General features: G+C 65.1%; 26 protein-coding genes. 8 read left to right on the top strand and 18 right to left on the bottom strand.

What is annotated here, in order from left to right; translation table 11 throughout:
- Positions 1-50 precede the first annotated feature (50 nt).
- A complete protein-coding gene (locus A5658_RS16845) occupies positions 51-245 on the top strand; it encodes a hypothetical protein (protein ID WP_067337472.1) in 195 nt (64 codons plus the stop codon).
- A 55-nt stretch (positions 246-300) separates the two neighbouring features.
- Here the strand turns inward: A5658_RS16845 and A5658_RS16850 are convergent, their stop codons facing one another.
- Both A5658_RS16850 and A5658_RS27610 read right to left on the bottom strand, forming a co-directional pair.
- On the bottom strand, positions 301-918 hold the full coding sequence (locus tag A5658_RS16850) for a TetR/AcrR family transcriptional regulator (RefSeq protein ID WP_067337474.1): 618 nt from the start codon (positions 916-918) through the stop codon (positions 301-303).
- A 115-nt stretch (positions 919-1,033) separates the two neighbouring features.
- Positions 1,034-1,231: a ferredoxin gene (locus A5658_RS27610; RefSeq protein ID WP_082993225.1), complete on the bottom strand. Its 198-nt coding sequence runs from the start codon at positions 1,229-1,231 to the stop codon at positions 1,034-1,036.
- 96 nt (positions 1,232-1,327) lie between these two features.
- On the opposite strand from A5658_RS27610, the gene A5658_RS16855 reads away from it, so the two are divergent.
- On the top strand, positions 1,328-2,122 hold the full coding sequence (locus tag A5658_RS16855; RefSeq protein ID WP_067338395.1) for an SDR family NAD(P)-dependent oxidoreductase: 795 nt from the start codon (positions 1,328-1,330) through the stop codon (positions 2,120-2,122).
- A 6-nt stretch (positions 2,123-2,128) separates the two neighbouring features.
- On the opposite strand, the gene A5658_RS16860 is transcribed toward A5658_RS16855, so the two are convergent.
- From A5658_RS16860 to A5658_RS16890, 7 genes are all read right to left on the bottom strand, one after another.
- Complete coding sequence (locus A5658_RS16860) at positions 2,129-3,325, bottom strand: amidohydrolase family protein (protein ID WP_067337477.1); 1,197 nt, start codon at positions 3,323-3,325, stop codon at positions 2,129-2,131.
- Between the two features lie 89 nt (positions 3,326-3,414).
- Positions 3,415-3,735, bottom strand: coding sequence for an acyl-CoA synthetase (locus A5658_RS16865; protein ID WP_067338398.1), 321 nt, complete (start codon positions 3,733-3,735; stop codon positions 3,415-3,417).
- Positions 3,736-3,740: 5 nt separating this feature from the next.
- Positions 3,741-4,190: a MaoC/PaaZ C-terminal domain-containing protein gene (locus A5658_RS16870; protein ID WP_067337480.1), complete on the bottom strand. Its 450-nt coding sequence runs from the start codon at positions 4,188-4,190 to the stop codon at positions 3,741-3,743.
- Entirely contained in the window at positions 4,187-5,614 is a 1,428-nt protein-coding gene (locus A5658_RS16875; RefSeq protein WP_067337484.1) for an NAD-dependent succinate-semialdehyde dehydrogenase, read from the bottom strand. The genes A5658_RS16870 and A5658_RS16875 overlap by 4 nt, the downstream gene beginning before the upstream one ends.
- 21 nt (positions 5,615-5,635) lie before the next feature.
- On the bottom strand, positions 5,636-6,127 hold the full coding sequence (locus tag A5658_RS16880; RefSeq protein ID WP_067337488.1) for a MaoC family dehydratase N-terminal domain-containing protein: 492 nt from the start codon (positions 6,125-6,127) through the stop codon (positions 5,636-5,638).
- Positions 6,124-7,350 carry an acyl-CoA dehydrogenase family protein gene (locus A5658_RS16885; protein WP_067337491.1) on the bottom strand — a complete coding sequence of 409 codons (1,227 nt, stop codon included), beginning with the start codon at positions 7,348-7,350 and terminating at the stop codon, positions 6,124-6,126. The genes A5658_RS16880 and A5658_RS16885 overlap by 4 nt, the downstream gene beginning before the upstream one ends.
- A complete protein-coding gene (locus A5658_RS16890; RefSeq protein ID WP_082993226.1) occupies positions 7,347-8,492 on the bottom strand; it encodes an acyl-CoA dehydrogenase family protein in 1,146 nt (381 codons plus the stop codon). Before A5658_RS16890 ends, A5658_RS16885 begins: the two co-directional genes overlap by 4 nt.
- A gap of 97 nt (positions 8,493-8,589) precedes the next feature.
- Between A5658_RS16890 and A5658_RS16895 the strand changes: the two genes are divergently transcribed.
- Positions 8,590-9,483, top strand: a complete 894-nt coding sequence (locus tag A5658_RS16895; RefSeq protein ID WP_067337497.1) for a VOC family protein — start codon at positions 8,590-8,592, stop codon at positions 9,481-9,483.
- Entirely contained in the window at positions 9,476-9,895 is a 420-nt protein-coding gene (locus A5658_RS16900) for a DUF3237 domain-containing protein (protein ID WP_067337500.1), read from the top strand. The genes A5658_RS16895 and A5658_RS16900 overlap by 8 nt, the downstream gene beginning before the upstream one ends.
- A 10-nt stretch (positions 9,896-9,905) precedes the next feature.
- Here A5658_RS16900 and A5658_RS16905 read toward each other — a convergent pair whose 3' ends face one another.
- Genes A5658_RS16905 through A5658_RS16915 form a run of 3 tightly spaced genes read right to left on the bottom strand, consistent with a single transcriptional unit; the run spans position 9,906 to position 12,789 of the window.
- Positions 9,906-10,352, bottom strand: coding sequence for a VOC family protein (locus tag A5658_RS16905; protein WP_067337503.1), 447 nt, complete (start codon positions 10,350-10,352; stop codon positions 9,906-9,908).
- Positions 10,349-11,551 (bottom strand): CoA transferase, encoded by a 1,203-nt coding sequence (locus A5658_RS16910; RefSeq protein ID WP_231997346.1) that lies wholly within the window; start codon positions 11,549-11,551, stop codon positions 10,349-10,351. Before A5658_RS16910 ends, A5658_RS16905 begins: the two co-directional genes overlap by 4 nt.
- Before the next feature lie 14 nt (positions 11,552-11,565).
- The gene (locus A5658_RS16915) at positions 11,566-12,789 is read right to left on the bottom strand and encodes a CaiB/BaiF CoA-transferase family protein (RefSeq protein ID WP_082993266.1); all 1,224 of its coding nucleotides are present in this window, start codon (positions 12,787-12,789) and stop codon (positions 11,566-11,568) included.
- 89 nt (positions 12,790-12,878) lie between these two features.
- Between A5658_RS16915 and A5658_RS16920 the strand changes: the two genes are divergently transcribed.
- The gene (locus A5658_RS16920; protein WP_082993227.1) at positions 12,879-14,099 is read left to right on the top strand and encodes a CaiB/BaiF CoA-transferase family protein; all 1,221 of its coding nucleotides are present in this window, start codon (positions 12,879-12,881) and stop codon (positions 14,097-14,099) included.
- Here the strand turns inward: A5658_RS16920 and A5658_RS16925 are convergent, their stop codons facing one another.
- From A5658_RS16925 to A5658_RS16935, 3 genes are read right to left on the bottom strand one after another with little or no spacing between them, the layout of a single operon-like run.
- A complete protein-coding gene (locus A5658_RS16925) occupies positions 14,100-15,218 on the bottom strand; it encodes a thiolase family protein (RefSeq protein ID WP_067337513.1) in 1,119 nt (372 codons plus the stop codon). It lies immediately after the preceding gene.
- Entirely contained in the window at positions 15,215-15,448 is a 234-nt protein-coding gene (locus tag A5658_RS16930; RefSeq protein ID WP_067338404.1) for a hypothetical protein, read from the bottom strand. The genes A5658_RS16925 and A5658_RS16930 overlap by 4 nt, the downstream gene beginning before the upstream one ends.
- Entirely contained in the window at positions 15,435-17,519 is a 2,085-nt protein-coding gene (locus A5658_RS16935; RefSeq protein WP_067337516.1) for a CoA transferase, read from the bottom strand. Before A5658_RS16935 ends, A5658_RS16930 begins: the two co-directional genes overlap by 14 nt.
- 143 nt (positions 17,520-17,662) lie before the next feature.
- On the opposite strand from A5658_RS16935, the gene A5658_RS16940 reads away from it, so the two are divergent.
- Positions 17,663-18,871, top strand: a complete 1,209-nt coding sequence (locus A5658_RS16940) for a cytochrome P450 (protein ID WP_231997347.1) — start codon at positions 17,663-17,665, stop codon at positions 18,869-18,871.
- Positions 18,872-18,906: 35 nt separating this feature from the next.
- Here A5658_RS16940 and A5658_RS16945 read toward each other — a convergent pair whose 3' ends face one another.
- From A5658_RS16945 to A5658_RS16955, 3 genes are read right to left on the bottom strand one after another with little or no spacing between them, the layout of a single operon-like run.
- Entirely contained in the window at positions 18,907-19,962 is a 1,056-nt protein-coding gene (locus A5658_RS16945; RefSeq protein WP_067337523.1) for an acyl-CoA dehydrogenase family protein, read from the bottom strand.
- Positions 19,952-21,145 (bottom strand): acyl-CoA dehydrogenase family protein, encoded by a 1,194-nt coding sequence (locus A5658_RS16950; protein ID WP_067337526.1) that lies wholly within the window; start codon positions 21,143-21,145, stop codon positions 19,952-19,954. The genes A5658_RS16945 and A5658_RS16950 overlap by 11 nt, the downstream gene beginning before the upstream one ends.
- On the bottom strand, positions 21,142-21,576 hold the full coding sequence (locus A5658_RS16955; RefSeq protein WP_082993228.1) for an SRPBCC family protein: 435 nt from the start codon (positions 21,574-21,576) through the stop codon (positions 21,142-21,144). The genes A5658_RS16950 and A5658_RS16955 overlap by 4 nt, the downstream gene beginning before the upstream one ends.
- Positions 21,577-21,660: 84 nt before the next feature.
- Between A5658_RS16955 and A5658_RS16960 the strand changes: the two genes are divergently transcribed.
- Both A5658_RS16960 and A5658_RS16965 read left to right on the top strand, forming a co-directional pair.
- Complete coding sequence (locus A5658_RS16960; protein WP_067337533.1) at positions 21,661-22,557, top strand: enoyl-CoA hydratase/isomerase family protein; 897 nt, start codon at positions 21,661-21,663, stop codon at positions 22,555-22,557.
- Positions 22,558-22,624: 67 nt separating this feature from the next.
- Positions 22,625-23,530 carry an SDR family NAD(P)-dependent oxidoreductase gene (locus A5658_RS16965; protein ID WP_067338407.1) on the top strand — a complete coding sequence of 302 codons (906 nt, stop codon included), beginning with the start codon at positions 22,625-22,627 and terminating at the stop codon, positions 23,528-23,530.
- The last annotated feature ends 11 nt before the right edge of the window (positions 23,531-23,541 follow it).

Below are 23,541 nucleotides of genomic sequence, written 5' to 3' on the forward strand. Positions count from 1 at the left end.
AACAGATTGTGCTTAGTTGACTATAGCGTGGCTGGGAGGGAAGGGCGAGGATGGACGCCAACGATCGAATTCCGCATGACGACTGGGTGGATCAAGACCTTCTGACCCGTGACGAGGCGGCCAGCCGCCTCGTCACTGAGATCGCCGAGGTCGCCGCGATGATCGAAGCGGGTGAAGGTGACGAACTGGCCGAGCGGCGACTCGCCGGGATGCGGGAAGCGCTCGAGCACTACCGCCGTCGGTGACTCTCGCCGTCGCGACGAACCAGAAAGTCGAGGTAGCCCTCAGCGGTGTTGTAGGTCATCTGTTCTCCACTCCCTTGACAATCGTTGTCACATAGCGGCTCAGTGCGCCGAAGTCGTGGATGCCGACGGCCAGCAGCGCGTACAGTCCCGTCCCGAAGAACAGCGCAAGTTCGCGGGGGTCGGAGTTGGCTGAAATACGTTTGGCCCGTTGGGCGTTGGTGATTATTTCCATGATGTATTGCATTACCGGGTGTTCGTCGAACGCGATATCGGCCGGTCGAGAGGACGAGAACTGCATGCCGAGCATGTCTTGAAAGACGACCGTGCCCATGCGGCGTCCAGCGTCCAGGATGTGACGCACCAGCAGGGTCAGGAGTGGCTCGAGATCGTCGGCCGCGCTGGGTGCACCTCGCAGCGCGTCGACAACCGCGACTTCCTCCCTGTGCTGCAGTTCGACGAGTACGTGCTCCTTGGTAGGGAAGTGAAAGTAGAAGGTGCCGCGCACAACGCCCACGGCTTTCGTAATAGCGGTGACGTCCGCACGGGCGAGGCCTCGCGCGCTGATCTCATCGATGGCTGCCTCGAACAGGCGTGCCCTGGTTTCCAGGCGCCGGATCTCGCGGACGCTCGTCGTCTGCGCGCCCGCCTCCGGGGGTGCGGGGCTCGATGCCATCCAGTCAGGGTAGCGGCGTGATTGACGATCGCTAATGACGGCCGTCAGCCTGTTGCGCGCGGTGCCGGATCATCATCACGTCCAGGTCGGTGCCGACGCCGTCACGACGGGGCCCCTAGCCGTCCTCACGCAACGTCAGCGCGATCTTCGGGCACAGTTGGACAGCCGTTCGGACGTCATCCTCGCGGTCCTGCGGTATCTCTTCGACGTTGACCACAGCGAGGTCTTCGTCGTCGAGCTCGAACACGTCGGAGGCAATTCCCACACAAACGGCGTTCGACTCGCACAGATCGCGATCCACCTCTACCCGCATCCGATACCCCTCTCCCAAGCCGAATTTCGGCGGTCTGCGATGATGCTGAATGATAGAACGAAATATGTTCAATTGTTACACGCAAGGGAGATGCTCATGAGCCGCCTCGACGATCGGAATGCACTGGTGACCGGCGGAGCGCAGGGGCTCGGCAGGGCGATCTGCCGTCGTCTCTCCGCAGAGGGGGCCAGGGTGACGATCGTCGACCTGAACGATGACAAGGCCGCCGAGTGCATCGAGCTCATCGAGCGCGACGGCGGCGTCGCAAAGTATGTGAAGGCGAATGTCGCCAAGCGTGACGACATCGCCGCCGCCGTCGACGTGGCGGCGCTCGCCGGTGAATTGCACGTACTGGTCAACGCTGCGCAGTATTTCGCGATGCCGAAGGCCCTCGAACTGGTGTCGGACAAGGACTGGGAGCTGTCCGAGGCGACCGGCCCGAAGGCGACGTTCCGGTTCATGCAGCTAGCGCACCCGTTCCTCAAGGCCGCCGGCAAGGCATCGGTGATCAACTTCGTGTCGGGCTCGGCGATCGGTGGAATCGCTTACACCGGACCGTATTCGGCTGCCAAGGGTGCGATCGGCGCGCTGACCAAGGTGGCGGCCAACGAGTGGGCGGCGCACGGGATTCGGGTCAACGCCGTCTGTCCGTTCGCGCTGACCGATGTGCAGCGCGACATGATCGGCACCGAATGGGACAACTACTCCCGAACTGCCGACGCGTCGCCGATGAAGCGCGGGGCCGATCCCGACACCGAAATCGCACCAGCAGTGGCGTTTTTGGCCAGCGACGATGCGGCGTTCGTCACCGGCACCGTGCTGCACATCGATGGCGGGATGACGGAGCTGTCCACCGTCGACTACTCCAGCTCGCCGGGCGTGTTCAAGTAGTCGGCGCTACGCTGCCGGCGTTCTCGGGAAGCGCAGCATCCTGCGGGCGTTCTCCTCGACGATCAACGCGCATTCGTCGTCGGGAACGTTGGCCAACACCTCGGCCGCGCGTTTACGCGAGTTGGGCCAGCTGGAGTCCGAGTGCGGGAAGTCGGTCTCCAGGGTGATGCGGTCGATTCCGATCATGTGGCGATTCGCCAGGCCGTGCTCGTCGTCAATAAAGCAGCCGTAGAAGTGTTTCCGGAACAGCTCCGAAGGCCTGGTATCAAAGTCGATCGGCTGGTAATAGCGGTGGCGCTCCCACACGTAGTCCGTGCGTTCCAGGATGTACGGCAGCCAGCCGATACCGCCTTCGGCGAGGGAGAATTGCAAATCGGGGAATTTCTGGAGCTTCCCGGACAGCAGCAGATCGACGGTCGACCACATCAGGTTCGTCGCGAACAGGGTGATCGCGACGGCGTAGGGCGAGTCCGGCATCGGGCGCACGCCGTTGACGGCGTCGAGGGTCGAGTACTTCTCCATCGAACTGAACGAGAAACCGGGCACGTAGCCGCCCGAGCCGAAGTGCATCGACACCGGCATCTGCGCCTCGGAGCAGATCTGCCACAACGGATCCCAATGGTCGGAGTGGAACGACGGCAGCCCGAGTGGAACGGGACTGTCGGGAAACGACACCGTCCGCGCACCCATGGCAGCCGTTCGCTCGGCCTCGGCGACGCACGCATCGATGTCCCACGTGGGCAATAGCGCCAGCGGTATGTAGCGTTCGGGTGCGGTTGGGCACCACTCCTCGATGTAAAAGTCGTTCCAGGCCTTCACGCACAGCAGGGCCAGTTCCTTATCTTGGGCGCGTTGGAAGGTGCCGCCGGCGAAACCGGGGAACGACGGAAAGCACAACGCGGCCTGAGTGCCGTCGAGATCCATATCCGCGATGCGTGCGACCGGGTCGTAGCAGCCGGGAATCATGTCCTCGTAGCGGACGGGATCCAGACCCCACTCCTGCATCGGCCTACCGGCGACCGCGTTCAAGCCGATGGTGGGGTAGATGACGCCGTCGTAGCTCCAGAGGTGCTTGCCGTCGCGCTCGATGATCCGTGGCCCGGCTTCGCGGTACTTGGCCGGTAGCCGGTCTTGCCACACTCTCGGATGTTCGACGAGGTGGTCATCCACGGAGACGATCTGATGATTGTCCTGCAGCGGCATGGTGGTCCTCCGCGGTGATCTGCACGGCTGTCGGCCGTGCCTGGGCTACGCCTAAATGATAGTACAACTGAACAATCAATGACTAATTGTTACGTATCATCGCCCGGAGTGGGGTGGGAGAGATTCCGGCGCGCAGTTCCGGGATATCCGAAAAATTTCTCGAAGTTGGCGTCGTTGATTGGGCTGACGTCGTTGCGCTTGGCCGCGATACGCAAGTCGCGGAGGCGAATCTCGGCCCGATTGAGTTCCTCGGGGGTGCCAGACTCCGCCACACGCTGCACCTCCCGTGCGGCCGCAGCGATCTCCAGCCGCAAGCGTTCGCCGACCTCGCCGAACGTCAACAGATCGTGATCGGTCTCGTCGAGCTTCTCCCGCTCGGCGTCGTCGGGCTGATCGATCGGCTCAGGCATCGGCGTCATTCCCTGCGACTTTTGCTGGGCGGGTGCGGGCCCACCGCGACGGTCGCAGTGCCCGGGGTCGTGCTCGTACCGTGTTGATCCACCACATCTATCGTCAGGTGAACCAGCTCGACACCGTCGACGATTTCCTTGCCGACGACCTCCCCGACGGCGTGCAGCTCATCGCCCTTCTGGTTCATGCTCTTGTATTTCGCTGTCAGAGAACGGATCTCGCCGTCGTCGCCAATCCAAGCCCGTAACATGTTCGCCAGGTAGGCGAGTCGCAGATTGCCCATGCCGAACGCGCCGGCTTCGTTGCCCGCCGCTCGGCCGGCGGCGTCGTCCATATGGATGGGAATGAATTCGTCATTGACCGCCGCGTACCGGTTCCACTCCGCGAAGCCGGTGGTCCGAACGAACTCCGGGATCCGGTCACCGACGGTGATGGCGTCGTAGTCGAGCGTCATAACGCCACTCCTAGCACCTTGGTGTCGAGGTACTCGGCGAGTCCCGCTCGGGCGCCCTCGCGCCCTAACCCGCTTTCCTTGATACCGCCGAACGGCACTGCCGCCGAGGTCGGGTTGATGTCGTTGATCCCGATCATCCCGAAGTCCAGAGCTTCGGCGACCCGGATGGCGCGGGTGATGTCGCGGGTATAGAGGTAGGCGGCCAGTCCGTAACTTGTCGAGTTCGCCAGCTCGACGGCCTCGTTCTCGTCGTCGAACACCGTGACAGGGGCGATCGGCCCGAATGTCTCCTCCGAACAGATCAGCATGTCCGGTGTGACCTCTGACAGGATCGTCGGCGCGAAGAAGCAGCCGCCGTCGAAACCGGTTCCGCTCAGGCGTGATCCGCCGATCACCACCGTCGCGCCCTTGTCGACGGCGTCTTCGACCTGACGTTCCATCTTCTTGATGGCGACGTCGTCGATGAGCGGACCCACCGTCGTGCCTTTCTGTAGACCGTCACCGGGCACCAGCTTCTCGACGCGTGCACGCAGGGTCGCAAGGAATGGCTCTGCGATCGAGCGATGGACGATGAACCGGTTGGGGCAGATGCAGGCTTGGCCGCTGTTGAGGAACTTGACCAGCGCGGCCCCCTTGGCGGCATGTTCGGGATCGGCATCGGCGAAGACGAGAAACGGTGCGTGGCCGCCGAGTTCCATCGACACGCGTTTCATTGTTGCGCCCGCCCGCGATGCGATCATCTTGCCGATCTCGGTCGACCCGGTGAAGCTGATCTTGCGCACCATGGGGTCGGCGAGGATCTCGTCGGCAACTGGCTCTGGGTCTGAACACGTAACCAGGTTGACCACCCCGGAAGGTACGCCGGCGTCGGCGAACACCCGGAACGTCTCGATCGCGCATAGCGGCGTCTGTTCGGCGGGTTTGAGCACCGACGTGCACCCGGCGGCCAGGGCGGGCGCGACCTTGCGGGTGATCATCGAAATCGGATAATTCCAGGGCGTTATCGCCGCGCAGACGCCCACCGGCTGCTGCAGTACGAGGAACCGTTGGTCGGCGCGGGCAGACGGAATCACTTCCCCGTAAACGCGTTTCGCCTCTTCGGCGAACCAGAGCAGGAAATCGGCCGCGTAGCCGACCTCGGTGCGTGCCATCCGCAGCGGCTTTCCCTGCTCCTTGGTCATCAACGCCGCCAACTCGTCTTGACGTTCGAGCATGATCCGATGTGCCGCGATCAGGACCTCTGCACGCTCATAGGCGGTCTTTGCTCGCCAGGCCGGTAGTGCGGCGGCCGCGGCGTCGATCGCCGCCCTGGCATCAGCGCGGTCACCGTCCGGGACGGTGCCGAGCACGGACCCGGATGCGGGGTTCGTGCTGTCAAATATCCTGCCCGACAACGCTGATCGCCACTCGCCTGCGATGTACATGCTTGTTCTCCTCGTGGGCTTTCAGTAGCGGATCAAGGTGTCGACACGGGTGCGGACCACGTCGCCGCGTTGATTGCTGAGTTCGCGTTCCAGGTTCAGATACAGCATTCGGCCCAGCTTGCCGTCACGTTCGGTCGCGTCTTTGATGCGCCACCGGCCTGTGATCACATCGCCGGGGCGCATCGGCTCGCCGAAGGTGAACTCGACACCGCCGTTGAGCACGCGCTGAGCCGGCTCCCCGGGTTGAGGCAGGGCGTAATGAGCCGGGCCCGCATCCGGCGCCTCGATCGGCCATGCGAAGGGGTTGAAGTCGTCGGGGGCGATGATGCCACCCCACCTGGTCGTGCGGGCGTAGTCCTCATCCCAGTAGAGCCGAGGGGGTGGCTCGGGCCAGTAAGTGGCGATCGCCCACTTCCGGATGTCGGAGCGCTCGATGGGAAACGACGGCGCACCCTGACCGTGCCAGACGCCAAGCACGTCGGCGAGCCGCGCGCTGAGCAGACTCCCGGTCACGCACCACCCCTGGTGCGGCGGACGTCCTTGAACGGGACCCCGCGATCGGCGGCGTGTTCCCGAGGGAATTCCAGCACTCGCTCGGCAATGATGTTGCGCGCGATCTCGGTTGTGCCACCGCCGATGTTGACGATTTGACGGGACAAGAATTTCTCGCCGATAGCGGTGAACGCTGTAGTTCCCACGACGCCCTGTTCTCCGACCAGGGCCAGGGCGGTGTCGAGGACCAAGTTCTCGCATTCGGCGAAGAACAGCCGAGTCATCGATCCGGATGCAGGTGACATCTGCCCGGTGGACACACCGTGAAACACGTGCTCCCCCAGGGCCTTCTCCACAACTCGGTGCGCGAGGGCGCGTCCCGCGAGGCGTCGCGCCCAGCGATCATCGGATTGCTTGGTCGCCGCGACGAGAGCGACGAGGTCGATCGGGCCGCCGCGACCCGATTCGGCTGCGCCGCAGTTGGCGTATTCGGAGCCTTTCGCGACGGCCCGGCGTTCGTGGAACAGTTGCCGCGATGCAACGGCCCATCCGCCGCCAACCTCACCGACCACGTGTGCGTCGCCGAGCTCCACGTCGTCGAGGAACTCCTCGCAGAACTCCGCGGAGCCGTTGACCTGACGAATCCGCCGCAACGTCACACCCGGTGTGTCAAGCGGTACCAGGAACATCGTCAGGCCGTCGTGTTTGGGGACGTCCCAGTCCGTGCGTGCCAGACACAGCCCGAAGTCGGCTGCGAAGGCGCTGCTGCTCCACGTCTTCGCGCCGTTCAGTATCCATCTGTCGCCGCGCCGTTCGGCTCGCGTGACGACGCCCGCGAGGTCCGAGCCACCGCTGGGTTCGGAGAGTAGTTGGCACAGCACTTCTTCGCCGCGCAGTGCGGCGGCGATGTGGGTGCGCTTCTGGTCCTCACTGGCGGTGTCCAACAGGGTGGGGCTGCAGATGGTCAGACTCGGGATGTTGAGGATGACGGGCATGGCGTAGTCCTTGGCCTCTTCGTTGAATGCGAGCTGATACGCGTAGCCGAGTCCCAGGCCGCCGTACTCCCGGGGATAGCAGATGCCGGCAAATCGGCCGTCGAAGAGCCGCCGCTGGAGCTCGCGAGCATGCTGCCACGTGGCATCATCGGCGCGATCGGCGAATTGGGGCTCGCCGTTGAGCGGCGACATGTTGGCGGCGAGCCACTCCGCGGCGCGCTTGCGGAACTGGGGCACGGTCTCGGTCATCGGGTGAACTCTTGTTCTGCGAGAACGGCGTAGACCCGTTCCTGGTGTTCCTCGGTGGTACCGAACAGGGCTCGATCGACCTCGATGCGGCGCAAAAAGACATGCAGGTCGTGCTCCCAGGTCACGCCGATCCCACCGTGCAGCTGGACGCAGTCCTGCGCGATCGCCACCGAATACTCGCCGACGTACGCCTTCGCCGCACTCACCGACACTGCGGCATCAGCCGATCGTGCCGACACGTCCCGCGTTGCCTTCGCCACGATCGCCCGGCACGCCTCGAGATGTGTCTTCATGTCGGCGAACCGATGTTTGAGGGCTTGGTAGGACGCCAGCGGGCGACCGAATGTGTGGCGGTCGAGTGCCCACGCGACTGTCATCGCGAAAACGCTGTCGAGGGCGCCGATGATCTCCGCGCACTGCAGCAGCTGTACGACGAGCGCCTGGCGCTTCACTAATTCGGTTGTCTCCGAAGGTGTTCCGACTGCCGCATCGAGGCCAACTTCCACTCCGTCGAACCGGATAGACGCGTAATCGCGGACCAGGTCAACCCCCGTCTGCGGGCTGATTTCTACGCCAGCTGCGTTTGAAGGCACGAGGAACTGTTGAACTCCCTGCGTGCCCTGTGCTGTTACCAGCAACAGGTCGCTGGAAATGCCCGCTTCCACCCGGTCCTTGATCCCGTCGATCCGGTATCCCCGCGCGGTCAGCGCGGCGCTGGTGGTCGGGCTGTCGCCGAACACTCGGCCCGGCTCGGCAACCGCCCACGATGCCACCAGCGTGCCCGCAACGACGCCACGAAGCGTATCCGCATGTGCTGCAACAGTGCTCGCCTCCACCAACGCCACGGCCACGGCGCTCACGGGCAGTAAGGGACCTGGTGCCACGCCGCGGCCGAACTGCTCGGCGACGATGGTCAGGTCCGCGACGCCGTCGCCCGACACGCAACCGCCGCCGAACTCCTCGGGAACCAGCAAGGCGGTCCAGCCGATTTCAGCACCGCGTTGCCACCAGTCTCGCTCGTAGGGGATGCCGAGCTGATGCAGTTCGCGAACCCGAGCGATGGGCGCTTCACGATCAAGGAAGTCCCTGCTGGTGGACGTGAAGAGTGAGAGCTCGGCGTTATTCGCCACTGCTGTGGACACCCGTCGTCCTTTCACTCAGTCCCCACGAGCCGATACGACTTCCAACAACGAGACAGTATCTGTCATAGTGTTTCGAGGATAGTGGGACGGGAGAGTCGTGATCGAAATCGGTCGACAATGGCATGTCAATCACGTCGTCGACGATTACCGCACGGTCGCCGAGTTTTATCGCACCGTCTTCGGTGCGGTCGACATCTTCACTGATGAGTGGCTGGACGCGGAGAAACGCTGGGCATCCATGCTCGCCATCGCGGACCTCGCCGTCGACGTGATGGAGCCGACTGCTGAGGGAGCGGAGCTGCCTCTCGGTAAATTCCTGAAGCGATTCGGCCCGCACCTCCACGCCGCCGCGTATTTCGTGAACAGTTCACCCGCCGATGTCTACGACGCCTTGAGTGCTGCAGGGGTCCGTTGCTTCGGACTCGGGGGCTCCGGTCGCGACGCTGTGGCCGCTTCGCCGATGAGTCCGATCTTCACCCACCCGAAGGACACTGCAGGCCAGCTCGAATTCATGCCGTTCGTCGAATCGAGGCCAGGACCGCTAGGTGTCCCTGGTAAATGGGAGGACCCCAGATTCGTCGCGGGCTGGTCTACTCGGCCGTGGCAAGCGCATCCGCTCGCCATCGAAGGCTGGCGGATCGGTGTTGTGGTCCGCGAACTGGACCGGGCCACGGGGATCTACACGGCGTTGGGTGCCACGGTGTGCGAGCAGGAGCGTTCGGCCGGCTCCCTGCGGCGGGTGCTAAAGCTGGGAGCCAACACCACCGTCGAACTCATCACGCCATTGTCCGAAGACACCGTCGCGGCGCGCGATCTCGCGGCCAACGGTGAAATCATGCACTCCTGCGTCTTCGAGACGGCTGACCTCGCGGCGGCCGAATCGCACCTCGTCGACCACGGCGTCGTGATCGCCGACCGAGACGGGCACCGCCTCATTGCCGACCCGAAGACATGCCACGGTGCCGCCATCGAATTTATCGGGCATGGCTGAAAGCGCCGCCCGGCTCCGTCCGCTGTGCCGCGTCGACTATGAGCTCGGCGAGCCCATTGAAGTGTCCTCAGGCCCTGCAGGCAGCGTGACAGTCGGCGAGATTACTGCGGCGCGTTTCGACGGCGACCGGCTGCGGGCCTCGCTGAAGGGACGGGCCGCCGCGGATTGGGCAACCGTCGAGCCTGGCGGTCGAGTCCGCGTGGACGCGCGGCTGACGGTCGAAACCGACGACGGCGCAGTCATTCTCGTCACCTACCTCGGCAGAATGAACGCGCACACAGGAATCGTGTACTCATCTATGTACTTCGAAACCGGAGACGACAGGTATGAGTGGTTGACCCGAATACTCGGCGTCGCGAAGGGGAATGTCACCGGACGCAGCCTGACCTACGACGTCTTCGAGGTCGTCTAGGACGGCAACCTCATGCGCGCGACGGGCGTTCGATCAGCTCGAGAAGGTTGCCATCGGGGTCTGTCAACATCAGCCCGCGGTTCCCGCCGCCGAACACTACGGTGCGATCTGCCAGTAGTCGACCACCGTGCTCGACCACCCGATTGGCCAGAGCGTCAACGTCGTCCACTCGAATGGACAGGTGGGTGAAACCGAGCATGTTCATCGGGCGGGGCTCGGCAACCCCGGTGGTGCCCGGTTCGGTGTATCCAAGCAACTCCAGACGGAAGCCATCGCGTTGCAGATAAACAAGATCCAGCACCAGACCCTCGACGTCGAGCAGCTGCGCTGACGCCGCGTCGTCGACGCGCATCTCGCCGACCTTCTCGAAGCCGAGCGCACCGCAGTAGAACGCGGTTGCTTTCGTCACCTCGCGCACGCACAGTCCGATGTGGGTGACGCGGTACCCGGAACTCATCGTGCGATGTCGTCCAGAAGTGCGTTGTGCTCACCAAGCAGCGGAGCGCGCGTGGGTACGGCGGTGGGGCTGGCGCCGAACAGGTAGGGGGCCCCCGGATACGTCACGGTGCGACCCAATTCCGGGTGCTCGACCTGCAGGTGCATACCCCGCGCGATCGTGTGCTCATCGTCGAAAGCCTCGTGTGGCGCCAGGATCGCCCCCGCAGCGAACCCGCGGCGCTGACTCGCGAGGAAGAACTCTTTGGCGGGTAGCCGAGACGCGATGAGGGTGACCGCGTCGCGCGCCGCACTGAGAATCGCGGTGGTCTCATCGTCTTCGCCGATTGCCGCGAGATCGACCGGCTGCTCGCGGTCGGCGGCCAGCTCCAGGAAGTACGTCTCCGGCAGTTCCTCGACGAGGTCGAGCTCGGTGAGCCAGTCGACCAGCCGCGTGAACTCTTCGGGCTTACGTGGCAGCACCCCCGTCGTCGCGTAATGTCCGTCCGCACAACGGACTTGGACCGGTGAGCTCGGGGTCGGGTAGGCGTGCCGTCCGGTCTGCCTGACGCAGACAGCCTGATTGACGAGCCAGTGGTAGGTCGTCTGTTCGCAGGTGACGTTGCACGCAGCGGTCACGTTTACGTCAACGAACTGGCCGACGCCGGAGTGATCGCGGTGCGACAGGGCGACCAGCGCGCCGATCGCCCCGTACATGCCGCCGATGTTGGCGGACTGGTCGCCCGAACCACGCATCGGTGCGATGGAATGGTCGTCGTAACCGCAATTCCATACTGGACCGCCGCCGGCCAGCACGGTGAGATCGGTAACGGGGTCGTCGGCGCGGGCACTCCCGACGCCGAAGGGAGAGATCGACACCCAGATCAACGCGGGCTGTGCCGAGGCGACTTCGCGATAACTCAACGCACCGCTGGCCACGCGGTTGCTGCCTGCCAGTACCACGTCCGCGGTGGCAATCAGCTGGCGCAGTTTCTCGACCCCGACTTCGGCATTGAGATCGATTGTTACACTCCGCTTTCCGACGTTTCCTGCCCACCAGCGCAGGCTCCGGTTCGCATCGCGTTCGTCATCGACGAATGGAGGTCGGTGCCGATGCGGCGAGCCTTCGACAGGCTCGACCACGACGACGTCTGCGCCGAGTTCAGCAAGCGTCCGGCCGGCTATGGGCGTGTACTGATCGGTGATCTCGACGACGCGCACGTCGGCCAGGGCGCTCAGATCACACCTCGCTGGGTCCAGTCGTCGAGTGTCTCGTCGTCGTGGCCCAGCAACTGCCCGAGAATCTCGCGGTTGTGCTGCCCGAGTTTGGGCCCGCCCGAGTCGATACTCCACGGCGTGGCGGAGAACGTCATCGGAACACCCTCCACACGAACGCTTCCGATGTCCGGGTGCGTGACGGTGGGGAACAACCCCATGCGCACCAGGTCGGGATCGGCGTCGATCCGCTCCGGTGGACTCTTGACGACGCTGGCCGGCACGCCCGCACCGACGAGATCGTCAGCGAGGCTGACGGCGTCGCGCACTGCCGTCGCGGCGCCGACGATGCCGTCGAGTTCGTCGGCGGCCGCGACCCGCTGGGCCAGGGTGGCGAATCTGTCCGTGATCAGCGCAGGCTCATCGAGGACCTTTGCTAACAGCGCGACCTCGCGCTCGTCGCGGCACGCGATCGCGATCCACCGATCCTCGCCCTGGCACGGGTAGATGCCGTGTGGCGCGTATTCGTCGAAATCGGCACGGTTGCCTGAGGGGTGAGCGGTTCGCCCGTTAACTGTCCAGTCGAGGACTTCCGTCGGAAGCATCGCTATCCCGGCGGGCACCGTCGCCAAGTCGACGTGCTGTCCTTCCCCGGTGCGGTCGCGGTAGTGCACGGCCGCCAAGATCGCCGCCGTCATGTAGAAGGCGGAACCGTGGTCCATGTAGGAGAACCCCCAGCCTGCCGGCTCGGTGTCGGGCAGCCCTGAGGTGTAGGTCAACCCGCTCATCGCCTGGACGATCGGTCCCCAGGTCTTGAAATCCCGGTAGGGCCCGGTATGTCCGAACCCGCAGTTGGAGACATAGACGATGTCTGACTTGATGCGCTTGAGGTCCTCGTAGCCGAACCCGCGATGTTCCATGACACCCGCCGCGAAGTTCTCGCAGACGACATCGCTGACCGCGACGAGTTCGCTGAGGAGCTGCTTGCCTTCGTCGGTGCGAAGGTTAATCGTGACGCCGTATTTGCCCACGTTGTGATTGTTGAAGCCGGCGCCGAGATCCACACCGCGCCGGTCGTCGATATACGGTCCCACCCCGCGCAGCGCGTCCCACAAGCCGTTGGTGGCCGGATCCTCCACGCGGATGACCTTTGCGCCGAACGCTGCCAGGATCTTCGTCGCACCGGCGCCTGCCAACTGCCCACTCAGATCGCACACCCGAAGGTGTGAAAGCGCGCCTGCCACGCCCGCCACCATATCGCAAATAGACATATGGTGTTCTATTGTTCACCTATGACTGCGGTCACTGACGCACAGAACGGAGAAGCGTGTCGATGAGCAGACCGATGTCCGGAGTGCGTGTGCTCGAAGTCGCCCAGTGGACGTTCGTCCCGGCAGCCGGTGCGGTGCTCGCGGACTGGGGTGCTGACGTCATCAAAATCGAGCACCCGCAGACCGGTGATTCCCAACGGGGGCTTCGGCAACTCGGCCACGTCAAGGTGGAGGGCGACCGTAACCCCGTGATGGAACACGCCAACCGCGGCAAACGCTCAGTGGCACTGGATATGTCGACTTCGGATGGGCACGAGCTGCTCATGGAGATTGCGCGCACCAGCGACGTGTTCCTGACGAACTTCCTGCCCGATGCCCGTGCCAAGCTCCGCATCGACGTGGACGACCTGCGTGCCGTGAACCCCGACATCGTCTACGCCCGCGGAAGCGCTTACGGCCCGCTGGGTCCCGACGCCGGCACCGGGGGCTACGACATGACAGGCTTCTGGAGTCGCGCCGGGGGTGCGATGGGTGCCACGCCGTGCGACCTGGACGGCGTGGTTCCACAACCCGGTCCGGCGTACGGCGATTCGATCGGGGGGATGACGATCGCTGGTGGGATCGCCGCCGCGCTGTTCGAGCGCGAGCGCACGGGACATGCTCGGGTCGTTGACATTTCGCTGTTGGGAGTCGGTGTCTGGGCCTCCGGCGTAGCGGTGAACGCCGCGCTCGTCAGCGGCGAGGCGTGGCAAACCAACCCGGCGGGGGCGAACGTCGCGCCGAACAACCCCCTGACCGGGTTCTACCGGACCAGCGACGGCCGGTTCCTGGGGCTGTCGATGTTGCAGGGGTTTCGCTACTTCGGTGAGTTCTGTCGGCGGGTGGGCGTGGCCGACTTGGCGGTCGATGAACGCTTCGCCAGTCACGCGAAGCTGGCGGAGAACGCGCCCACGGCCATCGAGGTGCTGCGGTCAGCGATCGGTGCTCAACCGTTGGAGCACTGGCGAAGGGTGCTCGACGGTTTCGAGGGCCAGTGGGCAGTAGTGCAGAACACCGCGGAGGTGGCCGCTGATCCGCAGGTCCGCGCGAACGGAAACATCGTCGCGGTGGAACAAGACGGTCAGACGTTCGACCTGGTAGCCAGCCCGGTACTCTATGACGAGATGCCCCTGACGTTGGCTCCGATGCCCGAATTTGCCGCTCACACAGAGGAACTCATTCTCGAGCTCGGGGGTGACTGGGATCGCATCCTGGCCCTCAAAGAGAGCGGCGCGATCGCTTGATCAGGCGCTGAGGATTGCGGCGGCGCACGATCCGCCGCCGCCGACTGCCTGCACAAGTCCGATTCGAGGGTCGCGTACCTGTCGGCCCTCGGCTTCGCCTCGAAGTTGAGCGACGATTTCGGCCGCCTGAGCCAATCCTGTGGCGCCGATGGGGTGGCCGCGCGCGATGCAACCCCCGTCGGTGTTGGTAGGCAGCGTGCCGTCGTTGGCCAGGGCCCCCGACTCCGCGTGTTTGATGACGTCGGCGGAGTCGGCCAGTCCCATCGCGATCAGAGCGGTGATCTCCTCGCTGGCGCACATGTCGTGCAAGGACACTACGTCCACGTCGGACGGATCGACTCGCGCGGCCGCGTAGGCACGCTGAGCGGTCAGCGTCAACTGCGAGGGCGGCCCAACCACCGGTCCGATGGTCGGCCACTGCGGATCTAGGGGCCAACTTGTCTGCTCGATCGCCAGCACCGAGATCGAACGGGATTGCGGCTGCGCGGTGACGACTACCGCCGCGCCCCCGTCCACCGATGCGTGACACATCATCTTGGTCAGCGGATCCGCAACCATGCGCGCGTTCAAGACATCGTCGACGGTCACTGGATCGGCACTCCGCCTGGCCGCCAAGGGATTCAACCGGGCCTGGTTATGCGATTTCGCCGCGACCGCCGCGATGACGTCCGGTCCGCAACCCGCGTCGTGCAGCCACCGCGCCGCCTCGATCGCATAATGCGTCTGAGGCGGGAATCGGTCCCAGAACCCCACCGCGGCAGGCACGACGCCACCAGGCTCCAACGCCGTCGTCTTCTCGTATCCGATCGCCAGCGCGGTTCGACACCGCCCAGATGCCACCGCCCACACGGCGTGCCGAAGCGCGACCAATCCACCGGCCGACGCGCTCTCCGTGGCAGTGACGGGAATTCCCGTTCGGCCCAACGTGAGAGCGACCTTCATCCCTGTCTGCGGCGGCGCGAGGGCGGACGCGGTGAACACCTCGCCGACCTCGTCGTAGTCGACGTTGGCGTCCGCCAGAGCTTTTCGCGCCGCGGCGATTCCCAGATCGGCTAAAGGCACCTCGCCGTGTCTGCCGAATTCAGTGACACCGACACCGCTCAGATAGGCAACCGTCACTGGGCACCTGCACAGAAGACGTCGATCTCCAGATCGTCGAATGTGCGCGTCACCAGTGATCCGACGGTGCCGGGGGCGGGCCGGGCGCCGTCGACGAGAACCTGGATCCGCCCTTTCGGCGTATCGACCCACGCCACGCTGTATCCGTCGGGGCCGAAATCCGCGAATGGCGACTTCGACGGAATGAAGGTCGACGACCAAACGGTCGCGACGTGATCAGGTGATGACATCGGCACGGGCCGTCCTCTCGTGGTCCACATTTGCACTCCCGAGCGCAGGTGGGGGCGACAGCGTCACCGGCCCTTCACCCCTGAACCGCCACGGCAGCCCGACGAGCCGAGCTGTGCCGAGATCGGGGTCAGGGTGTGCAATTTCGGGAAAGAATCCGCGTTCCGTCAGGTGGTTGTCGGTGATCAGCTCGTCGGCGCGGCGCACGACTGCGGCCTCGACTCCCGCTCCCTGCAACTTGAAGACGGCGTCTTCGGACCGATTGATCGCGATGAGTTTCGCGACGAACTCGGCAGTTTCGGCGTGGCATTGCTCGCCGCACAGCTCGACGGCGACCCAGCGCCCGTCGGTGGCTCGATAGACGGCACGCTGGACGTCGAGGTTGTCGGGAAGGGAATCGGTGGACGCCGCGGTGAGGTACTCCGACACCGTCGATGCGACGACTTCGGCCATCGACAGGTCCACGACGGCGCCGCCAGACCGGCTCGGTCCGAGAGCCCACGCGGCGATGACGACCGCGCCCACGACAGACGACAACGGGTCCGCCAGGACCGTGCCCAAGCGCGCCGGTGTTCCGTCCTGGCCCGTGGTGAGTCCGGCGAGGCCCCCGTAGGACTGAACGTTGTTGGCGTACACGCGGTAGCCGGCCATCGGGCCGTCGGAACCGAATCCCGACACCCGCAGGGTGAGTCGACCGGAGTCGGCGAGCTCGGCCGGGTCGACCCCGAAACGGCTCAGGCGGCTCGATCCGACATTTTCGATCAATACGTCAGACTGGTCGAGGATTGCGGCGACGTCGTCGACTGCCCGTGCGGGATCGAGCAGGACGCTGCGCTTGGAGTGGTTCGCGATCGCGAAGTAGGCGCCCCGCTCCGGGCCGGCGATGCCATCCGCGAAAGGTCCACTACGCCGGTAGATGTCGAGCCGATCCGGGTCTTCGAGCCGCACGACGCGGGCGCCCATCGCGCCGAGGAGCGCCCCGACGATGGGGCCTGCAAGTACGTGCGTGAGTTCGGCGATCCTGAGCCCGGCCAGGCCCGGCGCGGACTGCCTGCCTTTCTGGGAGAGGCTGATCGACCATGGTGGACCCAGCACGGCGGCCGTCTGGTCGGCCAGTCGAACGTGGTGCAGCGAACCGCGATGGGCCAACTGCGGTGAGTCGAGGAGCTCGGCGGGGTGGTTGACCGGCGTTGAGGGCACGCCATTGGCCTGCAGGAGTGCAGCACAGTCCGCTTTGAGCCGGCTGGCGGTCCATTCGGTGACCCGCGCGTTGATCAGGTCGGCGTGTTCGATGCGCGCCTGCCGCTCATCAAGTCCCGTGGCCCATGCGGGTTCCTCGAGTGCGGCGCGCAGACCGCTCCACTGATGATTCTCGACAGCGGTGATTCGGACCAGTCCGTCACGACAGGTGAAGACACCGGACGGTGCCAAATAGCGGCCGCTGCCGGCCCGACCGGGACACCGGTAGAGGATGTGGGCGCATTCGGGCAGGGCGGCGGTGAAGATGACCGCCTCCTGGGCGGAGACGTCCACGACGACAGAGCCGCCCTCGCGGTTGCGACGATCCAGTCCGTGCAGCGCGGCCAGCGCCGCAACCGCCCCGACAGCTTTCGATGCGACGTAACCAGGGGCCGGCACCGGAACCCCGCCGGCGTCCTCAATGGTGGCAAGGAGTCCCCCGCTGGCCTGTGCCGTGATCTCGCCGCCGGGCCGATGATGGCGCGGGCCATCCACCCCGAACGCGGACACGACCACCACCACGACCCCGTGCTCGGCATCCGGTGTAGCGTCCGCCTCGTCGACGATGACGATGTCGTAGTCCTGCAAGCTCGGAACGACGCCAGCGGGCAGTACGGCCGCCTCACGGTTCAGCACCAGATCGACGGCCGCGGCCTTCCCGTCGGGTGTCTCGACCACCGGACCAGCGCGATGGACATGGGTGCCCGATATCCGGTCGACGGCCGCCCCAAGGGAGGCGAGAAGCGCCGCCGCCGCGGAGCCGGGTATACCCGTGCCGTTGTGCAGCACGCGAATTCCCGACAAAAACCCCGAAGACGGCACGGCGTCGGTCACCCTTCGTCAGCTCCTGCCCATAACGTATTCACACGGGACGGCATGACGATTGAACAGCATTCGTTCTATTGTTGTCCAACGTGGCGCCCGGCCCGTTGGCTTCACACATTCACATATCGTGTTCTATTGTTCAGGATATGTCGATGATCACAGCTCTGTCCGAGTCCCGGTTCGACGACGCGTCGTTCTACCTCGGCGACCCGAACGCCACCTTTCGCCAGCTGCGCGAGACCGATCCGGTGCATTGGTACGAGCAGGGCAAATTCTGGGTGATCACGAAGTACGACGACATCAAGACGATTTCCGCGCGACCTGAGAAGTTCAAGTCCGAACGCATCGCGATCATGATGGACCTCATCGCGCACCGCGAGGGACGTGACCCGCAGGGTTACGGCGGCCGCGGCATTCTCTTCATGGACCCGCCCGAGCATCGTGCCCATCGCAAGGCGATCGGCGTGCGCTTCACTCCGGCGGCGGTGGCCAAAATCGAGGCGCGCGTGCGCGAGGTGATCGCATCGATTTTCGACGATCTCCCCGACGGCGAGTTCGACTGGATCGAGCGAGTCGCCGAGCCGTTCCCGGTATACGTCTTTGCCCATCTTCTCGGGGTGCCGGAAGTCGACTGGCCGAAGGTCGCCGGCTGGGCCACCACGATCGCCAAAGTCGGCAGCGGCGTGGCCGACGACGGTGACATGGAGACCATCTTCGGTGAGGTAGCGCCCTATCTGATGGCACTGGTCGCCGAGCGCGCCGACGAGCCCACCGACGACTTGTTGTCAATGCTGTCGCAGGTGCATATCGATGGTGAGCCCTTCAACGAGATCCAAGTGATGACCTATGCGCTCACACTCCTCGCCGCCGGTAGCGAGACCACGCAGAGCCTGATCGCCGGTATCGCAGCGTGTTTCGACATGCACCCAGATCAGGCCGAGCAGGCATTCGCGGACCCCGAGGTCGGCACCAACGCCGTCGAGGAGGTGATGCGCTGGTGGACGCCCGTGATGAGCATGGCGCGGCAGGCGGCCCACGATACCGAGGTCCGTGGGGTGACGATCCGCGAAGGCGATGGAGTTCTGCTGGCGTACGCCTCGGCCAATCGCGATACCGACCACTGGGGTCCCACCGCCGAGCGCTTCGACGTCCACCGTCCCGACGCGTCAGGCCACCTGGGGTTTGGCGTCGGGGAGCACTTCTGCATGGGCGCGGCGCTGGCGCGCAGGGAAGCACGCGTCGTACTGGACGAAGTGATCAAGCGGGCCAAGGGATTACACGTCACCGGCGAGGGTGTGCTGCGGCCGTCGGCACTTGTGCATACCTTCGACCGACTGCCGGTGACGCTGGAATACCGGTAAGCCCCGATCCCAACAAACCTGCAGGGACCACGCCGTCACCTCGTCTGCAGCCACGCCGTCACGGCGGTGCGGTGCTCGGCCCGCGATCCCAGCGCCGCGGCCCGCGACGCAGCCCGGCGCAGGTGTACGTGCGCCTCGTGTTCCCAGGTGTAGGCGATCCCGCCGAACACTTGCATCGCCCCCTCGGGCACCCGACGCAGGGAGTCGATAGCCCAGAAGCACGCCAGTGAGACCAGGGCCGCCGCATCGGGATGCTGGAGCTCGACCGCGTCGGCCGCGCGATTCACCAGGGCGCGTGCGATCTCGATCACCGAACGCTGGTCCACCAGGCGATGTTTGATCGCTTGCCGGGTTCCGATCGGTCGGCCGAACGTCACCCGTACTTTGGCGTACTCCACGGCTGCGTCGTTGGCCGCCGCCGCGATCCCGATCAGTTCGGCGACCGTGGCGAGCCGGCTGCGCTGTAGTGCGTCATGGTGCTGCTCGACCGCGCGGGCACCCGACGCCAGGGCCCGCAGCGGCGCGTCGTCCAGGGTGATGCGCGCCGCGGGGTTGTGGTCGAGGGGTTGCTCGGGTTGGCGCCCGACTCCAGGACCTGTGGTGTCGACGACGCCCAGCACGGGTTGGCCGTCGCGCCGTCCGAGAACCAGGAGCTGGTCGGCCGCGCCTCCGTAGGGGACCAGCGGCCAGGTGCCGTTGATTTCTCCCTCGCTGAGGGTTGCGCCGACGTCATCGAGAATCAGGGTGAGGCCAGCGGCACAGCGCTGTTCGCACCAGGCCGCCGCGGCCGCCGAGGCGAGCGGGACCGGGAGCGCGGCCGCGCCCGCCGCCTCGGCAAGCACGCACAGCTCGCGAAGCGAACCACCACCGCCGCCGTGTGCTTCGGCGACCAGAACATCCGGCCACCCCAAGTCGAGCACGGTCTTCCACAGCTGTTCGTCGAACGCTGGGAGAGGGCCGTCCAGGAGCGCGCGGGCGCGCTCGACCGTCCATGCCTGGTTCAGGATGTGGTCCGCAGTGCTGCGCAGCTCGGCGAGTTCTGCTGCAGCGTCGGCGATCTCGTCGAGCGATGGCTCGCGGTCACGGGTCACGGGGCAGTCCCAACAATCTCTCGGCGATGACGTTGCGCTGTATTTCGGATGTGCCGGCGCCGAATGTAGCGGCGCGCATCAGCAGGTAACTCTTTGCTACGTTGCCGTTCTTGGCGGCCGACGGTGAACCGCGCTCCAGAGTGCCAAGCGGGCCGGCCAGGTCAAGTCCGAAGTTCGCCATCGCCTGGTCGACTTCGGAGGTCAGCAGTTTCGCCATGGACGCCTCTGGTCCCGGGCTGACGCCACGGACACCCGCGGCGGTCGCCTGCGAAGCAATCTGGCGCAGCGCCTCGACCCGGGCGGTGAAGCCGGCCAGCTGATCGGCGATGTACTCATCGTCTAATCCCTTGTTGCTCAGCGCATTCGGCCGTTTAGCGAGACCGACGAGAATGTCCAGCCTGCGCTCGATCCGGTGGGTCCGGCTCTGGCCGACCCGCTCGTAACCCAGCGTCGACTTCGCTACCCGCCAACCGTCGTGCAGCGGGCCGAGCACGCGGGACAGCGGCACGCGGGCAGCATCGAAAAACACCTCGCTGAACTCGGCGTCGCCGGAGATCTGCCGGATCGGCCTCACCTCGATGCCCGGCGTCGCGAGATCGGCGAGAATGTAGCTGATTCCCTTGCGCGGCTCAGCGTTTGGATCGGTGCGAGCAAGGAGGTAAATGCGATCCGCGTAGTGCGCCTTCGACGTCCACACCTTCTGACCGGTGATCACCAGCTCGTCACCCTCGATCACGGCGCGTGTCGTGAGCGCGGCGAGGTCGCTACCGGCATTGGGTTCGCTGAAACCCTGGCACCAGACGTCCTCAGCCGACAGGATGCGGGGCAGAAAGAACTTGCGCTGCTCCTCGGTGCCCCACTGGATGATGGTCGGCCCGAGCTGATTGATGGCGCTGCGGTTGATCGGTTCAGGTGTACGCGCAGCGGCCATTTCAGCGGTGAAGATCAACTGCTGGACCGGTGTGGCGGCACGCCCGCCAAACTCCGTCGGCCACGAGATAGCTGCTAATCCGGCCTCGTGAAGCCGCTGCTGCCACAACCGCATCCGGTCCAGACGATCCGCGTCGGTGCCTGCACCAGACGAGATGTCTGCGGTGAGCGCCGACGCAAGAAAGCCCCTGACCTCGTCACGGAACGCGCGGTCCGACGCGGACAGCGGTACCCCGTAGTCGCGGTCGGTCACGGGTGGCCTTGAGCCGCTGCGCCGTCGGCCAGCCAATCCGCCATCATTCCGTAGACGGCTTCGATCGCCTCTCTGGCGGCGTCGGCCTCGCGCTCGGCGGAGCCGACCGGTTCGTAGTCGACATCCCACGTGATGTCGGCGCCGTCCTCGGCTGGATGAACTGTGACGACGGCTTCGAATCGCGAGACCGGCAGCGGATTGTCGGCGATCGAGTAGCCCAGCTCCATCCGATCGTGGTCCAGGTGGGTCAGCGTCTCGACGACGGGGTTGCCGCTGGGGCCGTAGATCGATCGGCTCATGCCGATGCCGTCGCCGGTGACGTCGACTCGACCGGTTACCGGGATCCAACTGACGTCCGCGAAGTCGGCCAGCAGCGCCCACACCCTTGATGCGGGCGCATCAACCCGTTTGGCGATTGCGATTCGGGGCATGGGCGAACATTAGCAGCCGACTGAACAAATAATCGGATAGTGTTCTGATGTGCAGTGGTGCATTCGCGACGAGAGGCGAACAGGATGGGTGAGACGGCGCAGGGTGCCGACGGCCTCGAGGTCGACGACGACTGGGTTCGATACGAGGTGGTGGAGCCACACATCGCCGAGATAACGATCAACCGGCCAGACCGGCGCAACGCCATCCTCTCCCCGGACATGCATGACCTTTTCAAAGACCGGCTCGACAGGGCTGAAGCCGACGATGACGTCAAGGTGGTCGTGCTCGCCGCGGCCGGCAAGGACTTCTCCAGCGGTGACGACGTCCGCAGGCTCCCCATCGAGAAAGCCGGTCTGAACAAAGGAAAGCGGCTCCCGCAGACGGCGCGACTGGCTAACGCTCGCCGACTGCATCGGCATCTCACCAACTGGCTCGAGTTTCCCAAGACGGTGATCGCAGCGTGCCAGGGCGCAACACTCGGGGCCGGGATGAACTTGGCGTTAGCGGCCGACATCCTGGTCGTTTCCGATGACATGTACCTGGCCCGACCGCAGGCGCGTATCGGGTTCGCAGGCTTCTCCACCGCCATGCCACTGGCACTGCTCAAGCTCGGCCCTAACCGGGGATACGAGGCAATGATCACCGGCCGCAAGGTGCGCGCCGCGGAACTCAAAGACTGGGGCGTGGCCGCGTCAGCCGTGCCGGCCGCTGAACTGCGGGATGAGGCAATGCGGTACGCGCGTGCGATCGCGCATCACTCCGCCGACGGCCTGATGATCGGCAAGCACGCGCTCATCACCTTCTGGAACGCCGTGGGCATGGCGCAATTCGGTGACTGGGTTCCGATGGGGCACAGCGTGTTCAGCAATCTGTCGTGGCGGGACGACGAGTTCAATTTCATGAAGGAGCGCTCGGCTCGCGGCGGTCGTGAAGCGATGGCCGAGTTGGAACGTCGCTACGCGGAATGGGGCTTCGAATAATCAGCTATACAGATTGTGTTTATGTGTTCTGTATGCTGAATCGGAGCCACCAGTTAGAGGAGTGATGATGGGTGTTCTTGACGGGCGAAAGGCGCTGGTGACGGGCGCTGGTCGTGGTATCGGTGCCGCCGTCGCAGAAGGTCTGGCGGCTGAAGGAGCTACCGTTCTGGTTTCCGACGCTGGGGTAGCCGTCGACGGCAGTGGCCACGACGCGGGTCCCGCCGAAACCGTCGCCGCGGCGATCAACGAGCGCGGCGGCAAGGCGTTCTCCGACAGCACCGACATCACCGATTTCGCTGCGTGCGAAGAGTTGATCACCCGGGCCGCCGCCACGCTCGGCGGATTCGACATCATGGTGAACGCAGCGGGGATCTTGCGCGACGGCATGGTTTTCAAGATGAGCGAGCAGGACTTCGACTCCGTCGTCGCGGTGCATCTCAAGGGCACGTTCAACCTGACCAGGCATGCGGCGGCGTGGTGGCGGGAGAATCGCGGCGGCCAGTATCGCCTGATCAATTTCACATCGATGTCGGGCCTGCAGGGTGCGCCGAGCCAACCCAACTACGCCGCCGCAAAGATGGGCATCGTCGGGTTGACCTTTTCCTGTGCGAACGCACTCAAGGGCTACGGCGTGCGCTCCAACGCGATCGCCCCTATCGCGGGCACGCGCATGACCCAGGGCATCAAAGGCGGTGGCAGCATGGACTATTCGCCGGAGAACAAGCGGCTCGCGCCGGAGAACGTCGTCCCTCCGGTCGTGTACCTGGCCAGCGAACAATCGGAATGGCTGAACCGTCGCGTGATCTTCGCCGGCAACGGCCGCATCAGTCTGATGTCGAACCCTGTCGTTGAACGCGAGATCGTCTCCGCGTCCGGCACCTGGGACGTTGCCAGCGCGTTCACCGAGATCGAGACGTCGTTCAAAGAAGCGGTGCTCTATCCCAACATCTTCGACAAGCCGCCCGCCGGCTAAGTCACCGGAGA

Origin of the sequence: Mycobacterium sp. 1245111.1 (assembly GCF_001673405.1) — a bacterium.
Classification (GTDB): domain Bacteria; phylum Actinomycetota; class Actinomycetes; order Mycobacteriales; family Mycobacteriaceae; genus Mycobacterium.

Excerpts from the sequence above, each read along its gene's own strand:
- A5658_RS16855 (WP_067338395.1), top strand. The coding sequence starts at position 1,328 with ATGAGCCGCCTCGACGATCGGAATGCACTGGTGACCGGCGGAGCGCAG.
- A5658_RS16960 (WP_067337533.1), top strand. The coding sequence starts at position 21,661 with ATGGGTGAGACGGCGCAGGGTGCCGACGGCCTCGAGGTCGACGACGAC.
- A5658_RS27610 (WP_082993225.1), bottom strand. The coding sequence starts at position 1,231 with ATGCGGGTAGAGGTGGATCGCGATCTGTGCGAGTCGAACGCCGTTTGT.
- A5658_RS16930 (WP_067338404.1), bottom strand. The coding sequence starts at position 15,448 with ATGTCATCACCTGATCACGTCGCGACCGTTTGGTCGTCGACCTTCATT.
- A5658_RS16940 (WP_231997347.1), top strand. The coding sequence starts at position 17,663 with ATGATCACAGCTCTGTCCGAGTCCCGGTTCGACGACGCGTCGTTCTAC.
- A5658_RS16850 (WP_067337474.1), bottom strand. The coding sequence starts at position 918 with ATGGCATCGAGCCCCGCACCCCCGGAGGCGGGCGCGCAGACGACGAGC.
- A5658_RS16920 (WP_082993227.1), top strand. The coding sequence starts at position 12,879 with ATGAGCAGACCGATGTCCGGAGTGCGTGTGCTCGAAGTCGCCCAGTGG.
- A5658_RS16865 (WP_067338398.1), bottom strand. The coding sequence starts at position 3,735 with ATGCCTGAGCCGATCGATCAGCCCGACGACGCCGAGCGGGAGAAGCTC.
- A5658_RS16955 (WP_082993228.1), bottom strand. The coding sequence starts at position 21,576 with ATGCCCCGAATCGCAATCGCCAAACGGGTTGATGCGCCCGCATCAAGG.
- A5658_RS16965 (WP_067338407.1), top strand. The coding sequence starts at position 22,625 with ATGGGTGTTCTTGACGGGCGAAAGGCGCTGGTGACGGGCGCTGGTCGT.
- A5658_RS16875 (WP_067337484.1), bottom strand. The coding sequence starts at position 5,614 with ATGTACATCGCAGGCGAGTGGCGATCAGCGTTGTCGGGCAGGATATTT.
- A5658_RS16845 (WP_067337472.1), top strand. The coding sequence starts at position 51 with ATGGACGCCAACGATCGAATTCCGCATGACGACTGGGTGGATCAAGAC.
- A5658_RS16860 (WP_067337477.1), bottom strand. The coding sequence starts at position 3,325 with ATGCCGCTGCAGGACAATCATCAGATCGTCTCCGTGGATGACCACCTC.
- A5658_RS16870 (WP_067337480.1), bottom strand. The coding sequence starts at position 4,190 with ATGACGCTCGACTACGACGCCATCACCGTCGGTGACCGGATCCCGGAG.
- A5658_RS16905 (WP_067337503.1), bottom strand. The coding sequence starts at position 10,352 with ATGAGTTCCGGGTACCGCGTCACCCACATCGGACTGTGCGTGCGCGAG.
- A5658_RS16900 (WP_067337500.1), top strand. The coding sequence starts at position 9,476 with ATGGCTGAAAGCGCCGCCCGGCTCCGTCCGCTGTGCCGCGTCGACTAT.
- A5658_RS16885 (WP_067337491.1), bottom strand. The coding sequence starts at position 7,350 with ATGACCGAGACCGTGCCCCAGTTCCGCAAGCGCGCCGCGGAGTGGCTC.